The following is a 19712-nucleotide window of genomic DNA, read 5'->3' as shown; positions in this document are numbered from 1 at the left end:
GCGTCGTCAGTCGCCGAGCGGGCGCCGCGGGGCCGGGTGCGCACCGCCGTCGGCGGGTGCGTCGGCGTCGGGCTCGGCTCCCGCGTCGACCTGCCGTTGGATCGGCAGGGCCTGCGTGAACGCCTGGGTGCGCTCCGAGTCGGCGTAGTCGCCCGAGAACAGGCCCGACTGGCCCGAGGTCGAGGCCGCGGGACGGTGGCGCGGGGCGGGAGCCTCGGGCGACACCATGTCGACGCGGGTGCGCGGGAGGCCCGCCCTGCCCTGCTCGTGGATCCACGTCACGAGGTCCTCGCGGACGAGGCAGCGCAGGTCGAACAACGCCGCGGAGTCCTTGGCGCTCACGAGCACCCGCACGCGCACGTAGCCGTTCGTGGCGTCGGTGATCTGCAGCACCTTGGTCCGACCGTCCCACAGGTCGGTCGTCGCGAGGATGCGGTCCAGCTCGCCGCGCATCTCGCTGGGCGAGACCTGCCAGTCGACGTCGAGCTCGACGGCGCCCAGCAGCTCGCTCGAGCGTCGCGTCCAGTTCTCGAACGGCGTCGTGGTGAAGTAGGTCGAGGGCAGCAGGAGGCGCCGGTCGTCCCACACGTGGACCACGACGTAGGTGAGCGTGATCTCCTCGATCAGCCCCCACTGCCCCTCGACCACGACGACGTCGTCGACGCGGATGGCGTCGCTGAAGGCGAGCTGGATGCCCGCGAAGACGTTGGCGAGGGTGGACTGGGCGGCGAGGCCGGCGACGACGGACACGAGGCCTGCGCTCGCGAGCACGCTCGCCCCCAGCGCCTCGACCCCGGGGAAGCCCAGGAGGATCGCCCCGGCACCGATGATGACGACCACGGCGACCGTCAGTCGACGGAGGATGAGCACCTGGGTGCGGACGCGCCGCGCGACCCGGTTGTCGGCGACGTCGGTGCGCCACCGCGAGAGGCCGAGGTCCTCGAAGAAGATCAGCAGGGCCCCGACGAGCCACGCCACGACGGCGATGCCGACGCAGCGGAAGACCTGCTGCAGGAGGCCCTGGGCGGGCCAGCCGTCGGGCCAGAGCGCGTCGAAGCTGGTGGTCAGCGCGACGATGAGCAGGACGACGAGCAACGTGGCGCGGAACGGGCGGCGCATGCGCTGCACGAGCGACTCGGCCCACGACTTGCGCTTGGCGACCACGCCGACGGCGTAGCCGACGACGGCCGAGACGACGAAGGTGAGCGCGACGGCCGCGACGACGGAGATGACGAGTTGGATCCAGGGCATCCCGCCAGCTTGCACGGTCCTCGGGGCGAGGGTCGCCTGCGGGCCGCGACGGGGAGCGGATGCTCAGCTGTGCGACAGGTGTCGCCGGTGGCCGGCCCCGGGTCAGAGCGACCGGCGGCGCTGGCGGAGGGCCTCGAGGGCGAGACCCTGGGAGGGATAGCGGCCCACGACGTCGGCCGCCCTGGGGTCGCCGCCGCGCAGCGCCACGAAGCCGCCCTGCTCGCTCCGCACGTGCCCGAGCACGCGCTCGGGCGTCGAGACGCGGACGAGGTCGGCCGAGACCGTCGTCGTGATGACACGGGCGGCGCGGCGGAGGGGTTCGAGGGCGGTGGTCACGAGGTGGAGCCTTTCGTGCGCCGCGACGGTCGTCGCGGGTTGGTGCGGGTGGAGCGCGACGCCACCGGGGGCGACGTCGTCCTCGACCGTACCCGCGACCCGGGTCCCGGCACCTGGGGGTGGACTGCACGCGCACCCCGGAGAGCCTGTGGAGGAGCAGTGCACGACGACGCCCCGTCCGAGCGGCTGCTCGGGCGGGGCGTCGCCGGGGGGACGGTCGTCAGCTCGTGAGGCCGTCGACGTAGTCCTGGTTCTCGTCCATCCACGCGCGGACGACCTCGCTGTAGTCGTCCCCGTCGACCTCGGCGTCGTTGAACATGGCGTTCTCGAGGGACGACAGCGTCGCCGTGTCCATCGTGAAGTCCTGCAGGCGCTCGCTCAGGTCGGGGAAGTCCTCGGTGAACGTGGCGCCGCCGAACGAGTGGATGCCCTCGGCGTCGCCCAGGGTGCCCTCGGGGTCGGCGAGGTCCTTGATCGGGAAGGCGTCGTAGGCCCAGTGCGGGCTCCACAGCGTGACCGCGATGTCCTCGCCGGCGTCCGTGGCCGCCTTGAGCTCGGTGAGCATGGCGGCGGTCGAGGACGTCTGCAGCGGCAGCGCCTCCAGGCCGTAGGTCGGGATCGTCGCGTCCTGCACGGCCGAGGTCAGGCCGGCCCCGGGCTCGATGCCCACGATGCGCTCGCCGAACAGGTCGGCGTTGTCGGCCAGCTCCTCGAGCGAGTCGATGGGGGCGTCCTCGTTGACGGCGACCGCGAGCTTCGCGTCCTCGTTCCAGGCGCCCAGGTCGGTCAGGTCGTCGCCGTACTCCTCGATGTACTCGGCGTGCGTCGTCGGCAGCCAGGTGTCGAGCACGAGGTCGTAGTCGCCCCCGCTCAGGCCCACGTAGACGGGAGCCACGTCGGCCATCCGCATGTTCACGGTGTAGCCCTCGTCCTCGAGGATCTCCTTCCAGAGCCACGAGGCGGCGATGCCCTCGTCCCAGCCGTTGAAGACGGCCAGCTCCAGCGTGTCGCGGTCGCCGTTGTCGAGCGCGTCGCCCGAGCCGGACGAGCTGCCGGGGGGCGAGCAGGCCGCGAGGCCGAGGGCGGCGGAGGCCCCGAGGGCGAGGGAGGCGATGATGGTGCGCTTCTTCATGGTGTTCCTTCCGGTACAGCGTGTGGTGCAGGGAGGTGCGGGCCACGACGGGCGTGGCCCACGGGTTCAGGAGGCGCGGGTCAGGCGCCGGCGCGCGCGGCGGTCCGGGCGCGGCGTCGGGCCGAGCGGTCGACGCCCAGCGAGGCGGTGAGGCGGTCCAGGACGACCGCGAGGATCACGACCGAGATCCCGGCCTCGGCACCCAGGGCGACGTCGATGCGGTTGAGGCTCGCGATGATGTCGCCGCCGAGGCCACCGGCCCCGACGAGCCCGGCGATGACGACCATGGACAGCGACAGCATGATGACCTGGTTGATCCCGGCCATGATGCTGGCCTTCGCCAGCGGCAGCTGGATCTGTCGGAGGATCCGCCACGGCGACGCGCCGAAGGCCTGGCCGGCCTCGACGACCTCGCTGTCGACGCCCCGGATGCCCAGCTCGGTGAGCCGGACGCCGGGGGCCATCGCGAAGACGACGGTCGCGACGATCCCGGGCACGACGCCGAGCCGGAACAGCAGCAGGGCCGGGATCAGGTAGACGAAGGCCGGGGTGGTCTGCATGAAGTCGAGGACCGGCCGGAGGATCGCGCTGGCCGTGCGCGACTTCGCGGCGAGCACGCCGAGCGGCACGCTGAGCACGATCGCCAGGGCGCTCGCGACCAGGACGAGCGCGAGCGTCGCCATGGCGTTGTCCCACTGGTTGACGCTGCCGATGAAGAGGAGCCCGAGCGCGGACCCGACCGCGAAGACCCAGCCGCGGGCGAGGAACGCCAGGACCGCGACGACGACCACGACCACCCAGAAGGGCGGCGCGGAGAGCAGGAACTCGAGCCAGTCGTAGAAGAAGGCCAGCACGACCTTGACCAGGTCGAAGAAGCCGCCCAGGTGCGTGGTCACCCAGTCGACGCCGTCGGACACCCAGGAGCCGAAGGGGATGCGCAGGAACTCGTTCATCGGGCGTCTCCCTCGGTCGTGGCGGTCGATCCGGCCGCGGGCACCTCGCCCGTGGCGAGCGTGGCGTCGAGCTCGACGTCGGAGATGCGCGTGGCGGGCTCGAGCACGGGGATCGGCGAGGTCGTCGTGTCGACGTTGCCGAGCGCGGCCAGGAGCGTGACCCGCGGGACAACCCCGAGGAGCCTCCCCTCGTCGTCGACGACGGCGATCGGCAGGGGGCTCTCCACGGCGAGCTCGAACAGGTCCACGAGCGCGGCGTCCGGGGAGACCCGGGCGTGCTCGGGGTTGACCACCGCGGCGAGGTCGGTGTCGCCGGCCTTGACCTGCCGCAGGACGTGGGCGTCCCGCACCCAGCCGAGGAGCTTCCGCTCCCGGCCGAGCACGAACAGCGCCCCCGCCTGCAGGTCGCGGAGGACGCGCAGGGCGCCGCGCGGGCCGACCGTGAGCGGGACGGCCGCCCGGGCGGGCTCCATGACGCTGGCCGCCGTGAGCACGCGGGCCCGGTCGACGTCCTGGACGAACTGGGCGACGTAGTCGTTGGCCGGGTCGGTGAGGATCTCCTCCGGCGTGCCGATCTGCACGATCCGTCCGTCGCGCATGACGGCGATGCGGTCGCCGAGGAACATCGCCTCGTTGAGGTCGTGCGTGATGAAGACGATCGTCTTGCCGAGCTTCGCCTGCAGCTCGATCAGCTGCTCCTGCATCTCGCGGCGGATGAGCGGGTCGAGGGCGCTGAACGCCTCGTCCATGAGCAGGATGTCCGTCTCGGCCGCGAGCGCCCTGGCCAGCCCCACGCGCTGCTGCATGCCGCCCGACAGCTCGCTCGGCAGCTTCTCCTCCCAGCCCGCGAGCCCGACCAGCTCGGTCACCTCGCGGGCCCGGGTCAGCCGGCGGGCCTTGTCGACGCCCTGGATCTCGAGCCCGTAGGCCACGTTGTCGAGCACCGTGCGGTGCGGCAGGAGGGCGAAGTGCTGGAACACCATCGACACGCTGCGGCGGCGCACGTCGCGGAGGCGGGCCGGCGACACGTCGCTGATGGCCTCCCCGGCGATCTCCACGGAGCCCGACGTCGGCTCCAGGAGGCCGTTGAGCATGCGGATCAGCGTCGACTTGCCGGAGCCCGAGAGCCCCATGACGACGAAGATCTCACCGGGCTGCACGTCGAAGGACGCGTCGATGACGGCGGCCGTGCCGGGGACCTCGGCGCGGTCGGCACCGTCCCGGAGGCGGTCGACGACCTCACGGGGTCGACGGGCGAACACCTTGAAGAGGTTCAGGGCCCTCACGGCGGGTGGGGTGGTGGTCACGGGCATCTCCTGGCGCACGGCAGCGACGGCCGCGCTCGGGCCGGTCGCCGCGCACGGCGTCTGGGTCGGGCGGACGGGTCGAGGCACGTGCGCGGAGGGCGGCTCGAGCCCGATCCTGGCCGGGCGGCACGCTCCCCTCGCAGGGCCACCCTCGGGGGCGGCACCGGCACCTCAGGACCGTACGGCGACGCGACCTGGTGCTGGTCCGCCGACGCGTCCTGATGTCGGGCGGCCCGGTCTCCCGGGCCTCGTCGACCATAGCGGGGACTCGTCGGCGATCTCCGGCGCGAGGGTGCCGAGATCGGGCGCCGCGCACCGGTCGCGACGGCGTGTCGCCCATGCCTGCGCGGATCGTGATCGTGACGTCTTCGTGACCCGGGACACCGACGGACCCCTGGGTCTTCCCTGTCGGCGACCCCTGGCGTTACTGTCATGGACCATGTCACACACTGCGGACGGGCGCGCGGCGGCCCGTGACTTCTCGCACGAGCAGGCCGGGTTCGAGCGCGGGCTCGGCCCTCGGCAGCTGCAGATGATCGCGATCGGGGGCGCGATCGGCACGGGGCTCTTCCTCGGCGCCGGCGGTCGCCTCGCCAGCGCCGGGCCCGCCCTGGCGATCGTGTTCGCCGTCTGCGGCCTCTTCGCGTTCTTCATCCTCCGTGCACTGGGCGAGCTCGTGCTGCACCGCCCCTCCTCCGGGTCGTTCGTGTCGTACGCCCGCGAGTTCTTCGGCGAGAAGGCCGCCTATGTCGCCGGGTGGATGTACTTCCTCAACTGGGCCATGACCGCCATCGTCGACGTCACGGCCGTGGCCCTCTACCTGCAGTACTGGTCGGCGTTCACTGCGGCACCCGACTGGCTGCTCGCGCTCGTCGCCCTCGCGGTGGTGCTCTGCGTCAACCTGCTCGCCGTCAGGGTCTTCGGCGAGCTCGAGTTCTGGTTCGCCCTCGTCAAGGTCGTGGCGCTCGTGGCGTTCCTCGTCGTCGGCGTCGTCTGGCTGGCCGCGGCGTTCCCGGTCGAGCACGACGGCGAGACCGTGCGCACCGGGTGGTCGCTCGTCGCCTCCGGCGGGATCCTGCCCAACGGCCTCCTGCCCGCCGTCGTCGTGGTGCAGGGCGTCGTCTTCGCCTACGCCTCGATCGAGCTCGTGGGCACCGCCGCAGGCGAGACGCAGCACCCCGAGCAGGTCGTGCCCCGCGCGATCAACGCCGTGATCGTGCGCATCGGGCTCTTCTACGTCGGGTCGCTCGTGCTGCTCTCGCTCCTCCTGCCCTCCACCGCCTATCGGGCCGGCGAGAGCCCGTTCGTGACGTTCTTCAGCAGCATCGGCGGGCCCGACGTGGGAGAGGTCGCGGGCTCGGTCATGAACCTCGTCGTCGTCACCGCCGCCCTGTCGAGCCTCAACGCCGGGCTCTACTCGACCGGTCGCGTGCTGCACTCGATGGGCATGGCCGGCTCCGCGCCGCGCTTCACCGCCGTCATGTCGAAGGGCGGCGTGCCCTACGGCGGCATCCTCCTCACCGCGGCGACCACCCTCCTCGGCGTCGGGCTGAACGCGCTCGTCGGTGCCAGCACGGCGTTCGAGATCGTGCTCAACGTCGCCTCGCTGGGGATCCTCAGCGCCTGGGGCACGATCATCCTGTGCCAGCTACGACTGCGCCGTCGGGCGAAGGAGGGCAGGGCCGCCGCACCCTCGTTCCGCCTGCCCGGTGCGCCCGCCACCAGCTACCTGACCCTGGCGTTCCTCGTCGCCGTCGTGGTGCTCATGGCCGTCGACTGGCCCATCGGCTCGCTCACCGTGCTGTCGCTCGCCGTCGTCGTGCCCCTGCTCGTGCTCGGCTGGCACCTGCAGCGCGACCGGATCCTCGCGCTGGCGCAGCTGCGCGAGGGACCCACGGGGCCGTTACCCGTCACGGGCCGCGACCCGGACGCCCTCCAGGAACACGACGACCAGGGCTGAGCCCCGGTGCCCGCGGGCGGGTCGCGAGAACGACGAAGGCCCCGGCGCAGTGCGCCGGGGCCTTCGTTCCGTGGTGCACCCCCTCGGACTTGAACCGAGAACCCACTGATTAAGAGTCAGTTGCTCTGCCAATTGAGCTAGAGGTGCGTGCCGCGGATCTCTCCGCAACGAGGAACGACTCTAGCATGGAATCCGTCCGCCGACGACCACCGTCGAGCACCCACCACCACCGGCGCCGCGGGCGCCGCGGAACGGAGCACCACCATGACCACGAAGCTCGAGAAGGGCGCCGTCGCGCCGTCGTTCACCCTGCCCGACGAGACGGGCCGCGAGGTCTCCCTGGCCGACCACGCGGGGCAGCGCGTGGTGCTGTACTTCTACCCGGCCGCCTCGACGCCCGGCTGCACGACGCAGGCCTGCGACTTCCGCGACAGCATGTCCAGCCTGCAGGGCGCCGGCTACACCGTGCTCGGCGTCTCGAAGGACGCCCCGGAGGCCCTGGTGCGGTTCAAGGACGAGCAGGGCCTGACCTTCCCGCTGCTCAGCGACCCCGAGCTCGTCGTGCACCAGGCGTACGGCGCGTGGGGCGAGAAGAACAACTACGGCCGCATCGTGACGGGCACCATCCGCTCGACGTTCGTCATCGACGAGGAGGGCCGCGTCGAGCTGCCGCTCTACAACGTCAAGGCCACCGGCCACGTCGCGTCGCTGCGCAAGAAGCTCGGCATCGACGCGGCGGCGTAGCGCGTCAGGCGCGCGGGTCGTCGCGCGCGGCGGTCGCCGCGACGACCCGCGGCGTGAGCAGCAGGCCGACGACGAGCACGGCCGGCACGACGAGCGCCCAGCCGATCGCGGGCTCGGCGAACTGGCCGCGCAGGCTGCCGACGCCGACGGCGATCTGCAGCACCTGCCAGGTCACCGCCGCGCCCCGGATCCAGGCCCGTCCGCGCAGGGCGCCGAGCACGACCGCACCCAGCCAGGCGGCGGCCACGAGGCTCAGCACGAGCAGGGCGACGGCCGACGGGTAGCTGTCGGGGCGGACGGTGAGCAGCTCGATCAGCAGGAACGCCGAGACGCCCACGACGAGCAGGAACTCGGCCGTCAGGAGGGTGATGACGACCCAGAGGCCGAGGGGCCGACGCCCCGTCGGACGCCCTTCGGCAGGGTCGGTCGAGGGGTGGTCGTGGTCGTCCCGCGAGCCTGTCGTCACGCTGTGTCCTCCCGAGAAAATCCTTGCCCTGGCACTACCAGTATGCGAGCATGTCTGAGGTCGAAGTGACGGGCACATGGTGGTGCGCGCCTCCCGAATTCTCCCCCACCCCCATCAAGGACCTGGCTCTTCGACGTGCCGGGGTCCCGTCTGTTAAGGAGCACCCATCGATGGATTGGCGTGACAAAGCCGCCTGCCTGACCGCTGACCCGGAGCTGTTCTTCCCGGTCGGGAACACCGGTCCCGCCGTCGACCAGATCGAGAAGGCCAAGGCCGTCTGCGGTCGGTGCACCGTCACCGAGACCTGCCTCCAGTACGCGCTCGAGACCAGCCAGGACTCCGGCGTCTGGGGCGGCCTCAGCGAGGACGAGCGCCGTGCGCTCAAGCGCCGCGCCGCCCGCGCGCGTCGCGCCTCCTGACCTGAACCACCCCCGGCCGAGGCCGGGACGACGAACGGCCGGTCCCACGGGACCGGCCGTTCGTCGTGCGCGGGGCCCCGCCCCGGGCTCAGACCATCGTGAGCCAGCGGAACGGCACCTCGATGGTCACCTCGGTGCCCGCGTCGACCAGCGTGTGCCAGTCGATCGTGCCGCCCAGCTCGCCCTGGATGAGCGTGCGCACGATCTGCGTGCCCAGGCCCGACCCGACCTTGCCCTCGGGCAGGCCCACGCCGTCGTCGCGCACCTTGACGGTGAGCTGCTCGTCGTCGCGCTCGGCCGTGATCTCGACCTGGCCGTCGCGGCCGTCGAGGCCGTGCTCGACGGCGTTCGTCACCAGCTCGGTGAGGGCCAGCGCGAGGGGCGTCGCGTACTCGCTCGGCAGGGCGCCGAAGCTGCCCGTGAAGACCGGGCGCACCGTCGTCGTGTGGCTCGAGGCGACCTCGGCGATGAGCTTGAGCACGCGGTCGAAGACCGTGTCGAAGTCGACGTTCTGGTTGAGGCCCTCCGAGAGGGTGTCGTGCACGACGGCGATCGACGCGACGCGGCGCATGGCCTGCGTCAGCGCGTCGCGCGCCACGTCGGAGTGGGTGCGCCGCGCCTGGATGCGCAACAGCGACGCCACCGTCTGCAGGTTGTTCTTGACCCGGTGGTGGATCTCGCGGATCGTGGCGTCCTTCGTGATGAGCTCGCGCTCCTGGTGCCGGACCTCGGTCACGTCGCGGCACAGCACGATCGCCCCGACGCGCTGACCGCGGTCGCGCAGCGGGATCGCCCGCAGTGACACCGTCACGCCGCGCGCCTCGATGTCGGTGCGCCACGGCGCCCGCCCCGTGACGACGAGCGGCAGCGACTCGTCGATGACGAGCTTGCCCTGCAGGAGGCTCGTGGTCACCTCGGCGAGCGACTCGCCCTCGAGCTCGCCCGCGAAGCCCATGCGGTTGAACGCCGACAGGCCGTTCGGGCTCGCGAAGGTCACCGTGCCGTCGACGTCGAGCCGGAGCAGGCCGTCGGACGCCCGCGGCGCACCGCGCCGCGGACCCGTCGGTGCTCCCAGGTCGGGGAAGTCGCCGGCCGCGATCATCGCGAAGACGTCGTTGGCGCACTGGTTGAAGGTCAGCTCCTGGCGGCTCGGGGTCCGGGCCTCGCTGAGGTTCGTGTGCCGGGTGATGACGGCGACCGGCGCCTCCGTGACGTCCGGACGGCTCGCCCCGAGCCGCCGCAGCACCGGGACGGCGCGGACCCTGGTCGGGGTCTCCTCGTACCAGTCGGGGGCGGCCGAGTCGACGATCTTCACGGCGGAGAAGGCCTCCTGGACCTGCTCGCGCCACTCGGGGCGGACCTCCTGCCCCACGAAGTCACGGTAGAAGAGCGTGGCCGAGCTCGAGGGCCGGGCGTGGGCGACGGCGACGAAGGACCCCGAGTCGGTGGGGACCCAGAGCACGATGTCGGCGAAGGCCAGGTCGGCGAGCAGCTGCCAGTCGCCGACGAGGAGGTGCAACCACTCGACGTCGGCCTCGTCGGAACGGCCTTGGGCGAGCACGAGATCACTGAGCGTCGACACCGCCCCAGTCTAGGTCGGCCCGACGGGCCGGTCGGACGGGCGGGCCACGGCCCACCGCCCCTCCCCCCAGGAGGGCAGGAAGCCGGTGTCCACAAGGGAGGACGCCCCTGTCGGTGGTGCACCGACATGTCATATGTTGAGCACGACCCTGACCCCGTCGAGAGGACCGACCGCCATGTCCCCCTCCCCCGCCCTCGCTCGTGCCGACCTCCGCGCCGCCCCTCGCCCGGCCCGTGCGCCCTCGTCGCTCCCCCGCCGACCGCGCACGGCCGACCTGCCGCCACCGACGCCGACCGTCGAGGCGCTGGCACGCTCGGTCGTCGAGATCCTGGCCGGCGCGAGGGACCTCGACCAGGTGGCCCGCTGGGTCACGGAGGACGTCTACCGCCACCTCGAGGCGCGGGTCGTCCTCGCGGCCCGGGCCCGGACGGCCCACGGGCGACGTCCGGCACGACCCGCCGTGCGCCTCGGGCGGGTCGTCCTCAGCGGTGGCACCGAGGGCGTCGTCGACGCGGTCGTCGTGGCGCACACGCAGGGCAGGAGCCGGGCGGTCGCCCTGCGCCTCGAGGGTCACGACCGACGGTGGCGGGCGTCGTCGGTCCACGTCCTGTGACCGCCCGGGACGCGGCGGAGCCCACGGCGACCGGGTCGCCGTGGGCTCCGGAGAGCTGCCGCGGGGTCAGCTGCGCTTCTTGCCCGCCGCACGCCGCTCGGCACGGTTGACGGGATCAGCCGCGGTCTCGCCCTCGGCACGCTGGCCGAAGGCACCCCGACCCGCCGCAGCGGGCGTCGAGGCCCGGGCCGCCGCGACCTCAGGGGCCTGGTCGCCCTCGGCCTCGGCCTGCTTGCGCTGGGCACGGGCCGTGGCGGCCTGCTCGACGCGCCCGCGCTGGTCGCGCACCTCGACCTCGCCGTCGATCGTGGGGGCGCTGTACGCGAGCTCCGGCTGCTCGGCGGACTGCCCGAGACCCTTCGCCTGCACGGTCGGGGCCTCTTCGGCGCCCTTGCGCTGCACCTCGACCTCGAGGTTGAAGAGGAAGCCCACGCTCTCTTCACGGATCTGGCTCATCATGCTCTGGAAGAGCGCGTAGCCCTCCCGCTGGTACTCGACCAGCGGGTCGCGCTGCGCCATGGCCCGCAGGCCGATGCCGTCCTTGAGGTAGTCCATCTCGTAGAGGTGGTCCCGCCACCGGCGATCGATGACGCTGAGCACGACGCGCCGCTCGAGCTCGCGCACGGCCGACTCGCCGAGCTCCTCCTCGCGCTTCGCGTAGGCCACGCGCGCGTCGCTCAGGATCTCCTGGCCGAGGAACGCCCGGGTGGCGCGCCCCTTCGAGCCGGCCTCGGTGAGCACCTCGTCGATCGTGATCGAGATGGGGTAGAGCGTGCGCAGCTCGGTCCAGAGCGCGTCGAGGTCCCAGTCGTCGGGGCTGCCCTCGCCCGTGTGCTGGTCGATGACCTCGTCGATGACGTCGGTGAGGAACGACTGGGCGCGGTCCTGCAGGTCGTCGCCCTCGAGGATGTGCCGGCGGTCGCCGTAGATGGCCTCGCGCTGGCGGTTGAGGACGTCGTCGTACTTGAGGACGTTCTTGCGGATCTCGGCGTTGCGCGACTCGACCTGCGACTGCGCCGAGCGGATCGCGCGACCGACGAGCTTGTTCTCGATGGCGAGGTCGTCGGGCACGTTGCCGCGACCCATGAGGCTCTCGGCCGCGCCCGAGTTGAACAGGCGCATGAGGTCGTCGGTCAGCGAGAGGTAGAAACGGCTCTCGCCCGGGTCGCCCTGACGACCGGAACGGCCCCGCAGCTGGTTGTCGATGCGGCGCGACTCGTGGCGCTCGGTGCCCAGCACGTAGAGGCCGCCGGCCTCGCGCACCTTCTCGGCCTCGGTCTCGACGTCGGCCTTCTTGGCGGTGAAGACCTCGTCCCAGGCGGCCTCGTACTCGTCGGGCGTGTCGACGGGGCTGAGCCCGCGCGAGTGCATCTCGGCCACGGCGAGGAACTCGGCGTTGCCGCCCAGCATGATGTCGGTGCCGCGACCGGCCATGTTCGTGGCGACCGTGACGGCGCCGTGGCGACCGGCCTGCGCGACGATCGCGGCCTCGCGCGCGTGGTTCTTCGCGTTGAGGACCTCGTGCTTGACGCCCTTCTTGGCCAGCAGGCGCGAGAGGTACTCGCTCTTCTCGACGCTCGTCGTGCCCACGAGGACGGGCTGGCCCTTCGCGTGCCGCTCGACGATGTCCTCCACGACCTGGTCGAACTTCGCCTTCTCGTTCTTGTAGACGAGGTCGGTCTGGTCGAGGCGCTGCATGGGGCGGTTGGTGGGGATCGGGACGACGCCGAGCTTGTAGGTGCTCATGAACTCGGCGGCCTCGGTCTCGGCCGTGCCGGTCATGCCCGAGAGCTTCTTGTAGAGGCGGAAGTAGTTCTGCAGCGTCACCGTGGCGAGCGTCTGGTTCTCGGCCTTGACCTCGACGCCCTCCTTCGCCTCGATGGCCTGGTGGATGCCCTCGTTGTAGCGGCGCCCGCTGAGGATGCGGCCGGTGTGCTCGTCGACGATGAGCACCTCGCCGTTGATGACGACGTAGTCCTTGTCGCGCTTGAAGAGCGCGTCGGCCTTGATGGCGTTGTTGAGGAACGAGATCAGCGGGGTGTTCGCCGACTCGTAGAGGTTGTCGATGCCGAGGTAGTCCTCGATCTTGGCGATGCCGGGCTCGAGCACGCCGACGGTGCGCTTCTTCTCGTCGACCTCGTAGTCGACGCCCGACGTGAGCCGACGGGCGATCGTGGCGAACTCGGTGAACCAGCGGTTCGCCTCGCCCGAGGCGGGACCGGAGATGATGAGCGGCGTGCGCGCCTCGTCGATCAGGATCGAGTCGACCTCGTCGACGATCGCGAAGAAGTGGCCGCGCTGGACCATGTCGGAGGCCTGCCACGCCATGTTGTCGCGCAGGTAGTCGAAGCCGAACTCGTTGTTCGTGCCGTACGTGATGTCGGCCGCGTACTGCTCGCGGCGCTGGGCGGGCGTCTGGCCCGACACGATGCAGCCCGTCGTCATGCCCAGGGCGCGGAAGACGCGGCCCATGAGCTCGGACTGGTAGCTCGCGAGGAAGTCGTTGACGGTGATGACGTGCACGCCGCGCGACGCGATCGCGTTGAGGTAGGCCGCCGTCGTCGCGACCAGGGTCTTGCCCTCACCGGTCTTCATCTCGGCGATGTTGCCGAGGTGCAGGGCGGCGCCGCCCATGATCTGCACGTCGAAGTGGCGCAGGCCCAGCGTGCGCTTGCTCGCCTCGCGGACCGCGGCGAAGGCCTCGGGCAGCAGGTCGTCGAGCGACTCGCCCGCGGCGTACCGCTCGCGCAGCTCGACGGTCTCGTTGCGCAGCTCGTCGTCGCTGAGCCCGGTGAAGTCGTCCTCGAGGTCGTTCACGGCCTTCGCGTAGGCCTTGAGCCTGCGCAGCGTCCGCCCCTCGCCGACGCGCAGTACCTTCTCGAGAACGTTGGCCACGGATCACTCCCAGTGTTCGTCCGGTCGGGCCGCGGTCCACGCCGCGGCACGCAGCGGTCCTGCCTGGACCGGCCCGCGATGCTACCAAGCCTATCGGCACCGCCCGCTGGGAGGCGGCCCGGGGTGCCCGGACCGCCCCCCGGGGGTTCAACCGGCGAGGCCGGCCCGGGCCTGCGTGGCCTGCTCCTGTCGCTCGTCGGCGGTCGGGTCGAGGCCGATCACGCCGTAGTCCCAGCCCTTGCGGCGGTAGACGACGCTCGGGCGCTGCGTCTCGGCGTCGATGAAGAGGTAGAAGTCGTGGCCGACGAGCTCCATGTAGTACAGGGCGTCGTCGAGCGTCATCGGGCTCGTCGCGAAGACCTTCTGCCGGATGACGACGGGCGAGTACTCCTCGAAGGCCTCGTCGTCGCCGGCCGGGGCCTGGACGGGCACGCTGCCCGTGCGCACCGCCTCGATCGCCTCCGCGGAGGCGGGCACGACGCCCGTGCCCGCGAAGTCCGCCTCGGCGGCCTCGCGCAGCGACGTGGGCCGGTGCTGACCGCGGTGCACCTTCTTGCGGTCCTTCGCCCGGCGCACGCGCTCGACGAGGCGACCGACCGCGAGGTCGAAGGCCACGTACTTGTCCGAGCCCGAGGACTCCGCGCGCACCAGCGGGCCGGGGCCGACGAGCGTGAGCTCCACCCGGTCGTCGCCACCCTGACCGGACGACTTCTCGGAGTGGCGGGAGAGCCTGACCTCGAGGGCGAGCGCCTTCGGGGCGAGCCCGGCGACCTTGTCGGCCTTCTCCGTGGCGTACTCCCGGAACCGGTCCGTGATCCCGACGTTGCGTCCCGTGACCGTGATGTCCATGACGACCTCCTGGCTCTCGGCGTGCCGCCCGTGGTCCAGGCGGTGTTCGTCCCACGCCTTTCGTGACCCCACCCTGCCAGCTCGACCCCTGCTTGTCACGGGACGTCCACCGCGCGTTCAGCCGAGGTCGCCCCGCGGTCGGCGAGGAGCGGCACCGCCGCGAGGCACGCCGCCCCCAGGACGTCGGCACCCGCCAGGTCGAGCGCCCGGACGGCCTCGGCGACCGTGCTGCCGGTGGTGAGCACGTCGTCGACGACCACGACGCGGCGGCCGAGCACGGTCCTCCTGCCGAGCAGCCCCCCTCGCGCGGCCCGGGCCCGGCCGGCGCGGTCCCGGCCCTTCTGCGGCCCCGGGGCGCCGCCGACGCGCAGGAGGCCCGGGTGCAGCGGCACGCCGGCCCGGGCGGCGAGCAGCGCCACCGGGTCCCATCCGCGCCGGCGCGAGCCCGCCGCGGAGGGCGGCACGGGCACGACGAGCACGTCGGGCCCGCCGCCCTGCCCGGGGGGCTCGACGCCGCGACCGTCGAGAGCGAGGTCGAGGGCCGCGGCGAGCGCCGGGGCCAGCGCGCTCGCGAGCCGGGTGCGCCCGCCCTGCTTGCAGGCGAGGACGACGTCGCGCACGACGCCCTCGTAGCGCAGGCCGACGGCGACGGGCGGCCCGGTGGGCAGGGCGGCCATCACGGGCGCGGGCGCGAGCCGCGCGCGACAGGCCGTGCAGAGCTCGACGTCGGCGGCCCCGCAGCCGACGCAGTCGACGGGGGACGCGACGGCCGCGGCCGCCAGGAGGTGCGGCACGAGCCGGTCCCGGAGCGAGGCCGGGCGCGGAGGCGGTGGCAGGGGCGAGGACGGGCTCGAGGGCAGCGGCAGGGGCGGAGGGGTCACCGGGCGAGGGTGCGCCCCGGCGCGGTGCCCGCGCTGCCCGGCCCGTGCTTCCTGGGGACGCGCCGGTGACCCGGCCCGATGGGGAGGGCGGGTCAGCGCTGCGTGGCCAGCAGGTCGGCCCGCACGCCCGTGTCCTGCCAGCCCGTCCCGCGGGGCTCGAGCACCCGGCCGTCGGCCGTGAGCAGGTGCAGGTGGTCGCGCCCGTCACCGCCGACGACGGTGACCGCCCGGCCCGTCGGCCTGCTCGGGGCACCCGGTTCGCCGCCCAGCTCGCGGAGGGAGACCTCGGAGGCGCCCTCGACGTCGGTGAGCACCGCCACGGTGTTCTCGTCGGCCCAGGTCGCCCCGATCGGGACCCCCGCCGGCGGCGACAGCTCGACCGGGTCGCCCAGCGACAGCGGCACGCGCCGGGCGTCGCGCAGCACGCTCGTGACGAGCAGCCGCGCCTCGCCGGCGACGTCGAGGAGGACGAGCGCCCGCGTGCCGTCGCGCGAGACGCGGAACGACACGAGCGACTGGTCCACGGGCAGCTTGGACGCCACCTGGTGCGCCACGCCGTCGCGCCCCGTCGCGACCAGCGACCGGGCGTCGTCGCGGGGGGCCGTCCAGGCGTACCCGTCCCCGTCGAGGGCAGGAGGCGCGAGGCCGGGCCGGGCGTCGACGCGCACCGCCTCGGCGTCCCCCTGGACGAGCCACGCCCCGCCCGCCGCGCCGACCACGGCACGGTCGTCGTCGACGGACGCCTCGACGGACGTCGGGTCCAGCGCGGTGACCTGCGGGGACGTCCCGAGGGCCTCCGGCCCGGAGGACGTCCCGTGCCCGAGGACCCCGTCGACCACCACGAGGGGCCGGGGGTCGACGGCGGGGTCGCGGAGCCTCGAGGCGCTCGACGGGTCGGGCACCTCGAGCACCGCGGCCTGCACGCTGAGGTCGACGGCCGTGACGGCCGCGACGGAGGACAGGCTCGCCAGCAGCTGGGCGCGCATCCTCGCACGCTCGACGGGGTCGGCGCCCAACGCCTCGGCCGTGAGGTCGACGCGCGCCCGGCCGCCCACGACCGTGACGGCGTCGAGCGAGAGCTGCGTGCCCTCGGGGAACGCCGACACGAGCGCGCCCTGCAACCAGGGCGAGGGGCCCGCGAGGAGGGCCGCGGCGATGCGCGTGCTCGTCGAGGACCGGGCCAGGAACCACCGCTCGTCGGGCACGAGCACCGAGTAGGTGGGGTCGTAGAAGTACAGCGAGTGCGGTCGGAACACGACGTCGACGTTCGTCGTGGTGAGCACGATGCCGTCGGGGGCGTAGCTGATGCGCCACTGGTCGCCCTCGCGCACGAACTCGAAGCCGAGGGTCGTCGTGGAGGGCGTGAGCGCCTGCGCGTAGCGGCCGTCGGCGTCGATCGTCGCGGCGCCGACGACGGTGTAGTCGAGCCGGGACCCGCCGGCGCGCGTGATCGTGCCGGGGCCGGAGCGCACCACGACGCCCGAGCGCGGGTCCCACTCGCGGGCGAAGTCGCGGCTGAGGAACTGCCGGGCCACGGCGTAGTCGTCGGCGGAGCCGGTGCCCGCCTCGACGAAGTCGCGCAGCAGCTGGTCCTGCGTGCTGTCGACGGCGGGCCCGGACGGGCGGTACTCGAAGTCCCCCACGACGTCCTCGCGCACCGGGCCGCCGGCGCGCACCGGGCCGGCGTCGGGGATGGACACGCATCCCACGGTCGCCGCGACCGCGACCACGGCCAGCAGCGCGCCCAGGCGGCGCCGCCAGGCGCCGGACGAGCGCCGGGACGTGCCGGGCGTGGGAGCCGTCGCATCGGTCACGCGGGCCTCCTGGGGGTCACGTCGGTCGAGGACTCGGCGGCGCCCCACTGGCCGAGCGGCGGGACCCCGTCCTGGGCCTCGCGGGCGTCGTCCGGCAGGGCCGACAGCGGGGTGGACGTCACGATGTCGCCCGCCCGCCGCGGCAGCGTCACGACGAAGCGCGAGCCCTCGCCGGGGCGCGACCACAGGTCGATCCTGCCACCGTGCAGCGCCGCGTCCTCCTGGCTGATGGCCAGGCCCAGGCCGGTCCCGCCGATCGTGCGCCGCCGCGAGGGGTCGGCGCGCCAGAACCGGTCGAAGACCCGCTCCGTGGCCTCGGCGGTCATGCCGACGCCGTGGTCGCGCACCGCCACGGCCACCGCGTGCGCGTCGCTGTCGACCTCGACGGACACGGGCCGGCCCTCGCCGTGCTCGAGGGCGTTGCCCAGGAGGTTCCGGACGACCCGGCGCAGCCGCCGCGGGTCGACCTCGGCCTCGGCCCAGCCCCCCGGCGCCAGGACCGTGACGCGGCTGCCGGTGCCGGCCGCGAGGGGCGCGTACTCGTCGACGACGCCCTGCACGAGCCGGACGACCGCGACCGGCTCGACGTCGAGGCGGGCCGCCCCGGCGTCGAAGCGGGAGATCTCGAGCAGGTCGGCGAGCAGCAGCTCGAAGCGCCCGACCTGGTCGTGCAGCAGCTCGGCGGTCCGGGCCGCGGTGGGGCTGAACGACCCGCGCTGGTCGTAGAGCACGTCGCCCGCGAGGCGGATCGTGGTCAAGGGGGTGCGCAGCTCGTGCGAGACGTCGCTCACGAAGCGCTGCTGCACGTGGCTCAGCTCCGCGAGCTGCGTGATCTGCCGCTGCATGGCGTCGGCCATCTCGTTGAACGACCTGCCGAGGGTGGCCACGACGTCCTGGCCGCGCTCGGGGATGCGCTCCTCGAGGTGCCCGGCGGCGATCTTCTGGCTCGTCTCGGCGGCGACGCGCACGGGCCCGACGACGAGCCGGACCACGACGTACGTGACGACGCCGATGAGCAGCACGAGCGCCAGCGAACCCACCGCGAGGGTCTGCTGCACGAACGCCAGCGTCTGCTGCGCGTCGGAGAGGTCGTAGACGAGGTAGAGCTCGTACCGCCCCGCCGTGGGCACCTCGAGCGTGGAGCCGACGACCAGGCCGGGCACCTCGTCGTCCCCCGAGGGCAGCGAGACGGACTGCAGCGACAGCGTGCCGTCGGACGCCGCGACCGCCTCGCGCATCTCGGACGTGACCACCGTGTCGGGGAACCCGGCGCTGGCGACGTTCTGGATCGCGCGCGCCGTCTGCTGGCCGGGCGTCCGCAGGATCGCGATGCTCGTGCCGCCGGGGCTCGTGGTCGAGCCCAGCACGGCCGCCTGGGCCTCGTTCTGCAGGGCCTCGAGCTCGGCCTGGTCGCTGCCCTCGGTCGCGGTCGCGGAGTCGAAGATGTTCTGCGCGAGCAGGGTCGCGCGCTGCGACTCCGCCTCGACCTGCTCGCGCCGCTGCTCGGTGAGGTTCGCGCCGATGCTCACCGAGATGAGGGTGCCGATGAGGGTCACGGCGACCCCCGAGAGCACGACGGTGATCGCCACGGTGCGGAACAGCAGCGACGACCGCCAGGACGTCGCCACCCGGGGCAGGAGGGTCCGCCAGCGCAGCCAGGTCACGGCGCGGTTCAGGCTCCCTGGCCGGCGCGGTAGCCCACGCCGCGCACCGTCGTGACGACGCGGGGCCGGTCGGGGTCGTGCTCGACCTTCGCGCGGAGCCGCTGGACGTGCACGTTCACGAGTCGGGTGTCGGCCTTGTAGTGGTAGCCCCAGACCTGCTCGAGCAGCATCTCGCGCGTGAAGACCTGCTGCGGCTTCGCGGCGAGCGCGTGCAGCAGCTCGAACTCGAGCGGCGTGAGCGGCACGACCTGGTCGCCGCGGCGGACCTCGTGGGCCGCGACGTCGATGCGGACGTCGCCCACCGTGAGCACCTCGGTCGTCGTCGCGGGCGCGGGCCGCAGGCGCGTGCGGACGCGCGCCACGAGCTCCTTGGGGTCGAAGGGCTTGACGACGTAGTCGTCGGCGCCGCTCTCGAGGCCGAGCACGACGTCGGCCGTGTCGCCCTTCGCGGTGAGCATGATCACGGGGACCCCGCTCTCGGCGCGGATGCGGCGGCAGACCTCGATGCCGTCGACGCCGGGCAGCATGAGGTCGAGCAGGACCAGGTCGGGCGAGGCGTCGTGGAACGCGTCGAGCGCGGCGTCGCCGTCGCCGCAGAAGGACGGCTCGAAGCCGTCGGCGCGGAGCACGATGCCGATCATCTCGGCGAGCGCCGGGTCGTCGTCCACCACCAGGATGCGCGGGCTCATGGTCTCCGTCTCGTGCGGGGCCGCCTCGTCGTCGCGGCACGTCGGGCCCAGCGTAGCCGAGCAGTGCTCGTCGACCCAGCGGCCACCGCCCCGGCTGGCCCGCCGGTGCCTCCGTGTGGAAGCATGGACGCGCTCGAGGCACCACGACCGGTGCGAC

17 protein-coding genes and 1 tRNA gene are annotated in these 19712 nt (G+C 73.1%); 4 read left to right on the top strand and 14 right to left on the bottom strand.

From position 1 onward, the window contains the following. Positions 1-6 precede the first annotated feature (6 nt). The 5 genes from ACYVHQ_RS11475 to ACYVHQ_RS11455 all read right to left on the bottom strand — a co-directional run bounded on the left by ACYVHQ_RS11475 (position 7) and on the right by ACYVHQ_RS11455 (position 4985). Complete coding sequence (locus tag ACYVHQ_RS11475) at positions 7-1251, bottom strand: mechanosensitive ion channel family protein (protein ID WP_460513125.1); 1245 nt, start codon at positions 1249-1251, stop codon at positions 7-9. A gap of 102 nt (positions 1252-1353) precedes the next feature. Further along, positions 1354-1587 carry a hypothetical protein gene (locus tag ACYVHQ_RS11470; RefSeq protein WP_460513123.1) on the bottom strand — a complete coding sequence of 78 codons (234 nt, stop codon included), beginning with the start codon at positions 1585-1587 and terminating at the stop codon, positions 1354-1356. Between the two features lie 220 nt (positions 1588-1807). Then, complete coding sequence (locus ACYVHQ_RS11465; RefSeq protein ID WP_460513121.1) at positions 1808-2719, bottom strand: glycine betaine ABC transporter substrate-binding protein; 912 nt, start codon at positions 2717-2719, stop codon at positions 1808-1810. An 80-nt stretch (positions 2720-2799) separates the two neighbouring features. After that, positions 2800-3672, bottom strand: a complete 873-nt coding sequence (locus tag ACYVHQ_RS11460; protein WP_460513119.1) for an ABC transporter permease — start codon at positions 3670-3672, stop codon at positions 2800-2802. Next, positions 3669-4985, bottom strand: a complete 1317-nt coding sequence (locus ACYVHQ_RS11455) for a quaternary amine ABC transporter ATP-binding protein (RefSeq protein ID WP_460513118.1) — start codon at positions 4983-4985, stop codon at positions 3669-3671. The genes ACYVHQ_RS11460 and ACYVHQ_RS11455 overlap by 4 nt, the downstream gene beginning before the upstream one ends. Positions 4986-5418: 433 nt before the next feature. On the opposite strand from ACYVHQ_RS11455, the gene ACYVHQ_RS11450 reads away from it, so the two are divergent. Then, complete coding sequence (locus ACYVHQ_RS11450; protein ID WP_460513116.1) at positions 5419-6939, top strand: amino acid permease; 1521 nt, start codon at positions 5419-5421, stop codon at positions 6937-6939. Positions 6940-7010: 71 nt separating this feature from the next. Here the strand turns inward: ACYVHQ_RS11450 and ACYVHQ_RS11445 are convergent. Further along, positions 7011-7086, bottom strand: a tRNA-Lys gene (locus tag ACYVHQ_RS11445). A 117-nt stretch (positions 7087-7203) separates the two neighbouring features. Between ACYVHQ_RS11445 and bcp the strand changes: the two genes are divergently transcribed. Further along, complete coding sequence (bcp, locus tag ACYVHQ_RS11440) at positions 7204-7683, top strand: thioredoxin-dependent thiol peroxidase (RefSeq protein ID WP_460513114.1); 480 nt, start codon at positions 7204-7206, stop codon at positions 7681-7683. A 4-nt stretch (positions 7684-7687) separates the two neighbouring features. On the opposite strand, the gene ACYVHQ_RS11435 is transcribed toward bcp, so the two are convergent. Next, complete coding sequence (locus ACYVHQ_RS11435; RefSeq protein ID WP_460513112.1) at positions 7688-8149, bottom strand: hypothetical protein; 462 nt, start codon at positions 8147-8149, stop codon at positions 7688-7690. 170 nt (positions 8150-8319) lie between these two features. Here ACYVHQ_RS11435 and ACYVHQ_RS11430 point away from each other — a divergent pair, with 170 nt between their 5' ends. Continuing rightward, positions 8320-8568, top strand: a complete 249-nt coding sequence (locus ACYVHQ_RS11430) for a WhiB family transcriptional regulator (protein ID WP_460513110.1) — start codon at positions 8320-8322, stop codon at positions 8566-8568. Positions 8569-8656: 88 nt separating this feature from the next. Here the strand turns inward: ACYVHQ_RS11430 and ACYVHQ_RS11425 are convergent, their stop codons facing one another. Continuing rightward, complete coding sequence (locus ACYVHQ_RS11425; protein ID WP_460513108.1) at positions 8657-10150, bottom strand: sensor histidine kinase; 1494 nt, start codon at positions 10148-10150, stop codon at positions 8657-8659. A 175-nt stretch (positions 10151-10325) separates the two neighbouring features. On the opposite strand from ACYVHQ_RS11425, the gene ACYVHQ_RS11420 reads away from it, so the two are divergent. After that, positions 10326-10763: an Rv3235 family protein gene (locus tag ACYVHQ_RS11420; protein ID WP_460513106.1), complete on the top strand. Its 438-nt coding sequence runs from the start codon at positions 10326-10328 to the stop codon at positions 10761-10763. A 66-nt stretch (positions 10764-10829) separates the two neighbouring features. Here ACYVHQ_RS11420 and secA read toward each other — a convergent pair whose 3' ends face one another. The 6 genes from secA to mtrA all read right to left on the bottom strand — a co-directional run bounded on the left by secA (position 10830) and on the right by mtrA (position 19555). Beyond that, positions 10830-13658, bottom strand: a complete 2829-nt coding sequence (gene secA / locus ACYVHQ_RS11415; protein WP_460513104.1) for a preprotein translocase subunit SecA — start codon at positions 13656-13658, stop codon at positions 10830-10832. Positions 13659-13805: 147 nt separating this feature from the next. Beyond that, entirely contained in the window at positions 13806-14507 is a 702-nt protein-coding gene (gene hpf / locus ACYVHQ_RS11410) for a ribosome hibernation-promoting factor, HPF/YfiA family (RefSeq protein ID WP_460513102.1), read from the bottom strand. Positions 14508-14602: 95 nt separating this feature from the next. Beyond that, entirely contained in the window at positions 14603-15388 is a 786-nt protein-coding gene (locus tag ACYVHQ_RS11405) for a phosphoribosyltransferase family protein (RefSeq protein ID WP_460513099.1), read from the bottom strand. 92 nt (positions 15389-15480) lie between these two features. Next, positions 15481-17202, bottom strand: coding sequence for an LpqB family beta-propeller domain-containing protein (locus ACYVHQ_RS11400; RefSeq protein ID WP_460513097.1), 1722 nt, complete (start codon positions 17200-17202; stop codon positions 15481-15483). After that, positions 17199-18866 carry an MtrAB system histidine kinase MtrB gene (gene mtrB, locus ACYVHQ_RS11395; RefSeq protein WP_460513095.1) on the bottom strand — a complete coding sequence of 556 codons (1668 nt, stop codon included), beginning with the start codon at positions 18864-18866 and terminating at the stop codon, positions 17199-17201. Before mtrB ends, ACYVHQ_RS11400 begins: the two co-directional genes overlap by 4 nt. An 8-nt stretch (positions 18867-18874) precedes the next feature. Then, positions 18875-19555 carry an MtrAB system response regulator MtrA gene (gene mtrA, locus ACYVHQ_RS11390; RefSeq protein WP_460513093.1) on the bottom strand — a complete coding sequence of 227 codons (681 nt, stop codon included), beginning with the start codon at positions 19553-19555 and terminating at the stop codon, positions 18875-18877. Positions 19556-19712 lie beyond the last annotated feature (157 nt).

This window comes from Frigoribacterium salinisoli, from assembly GCF_054781095.1.
This window is presented reverse-complemented; position numbering and strand designations above follow the sequence as displayed.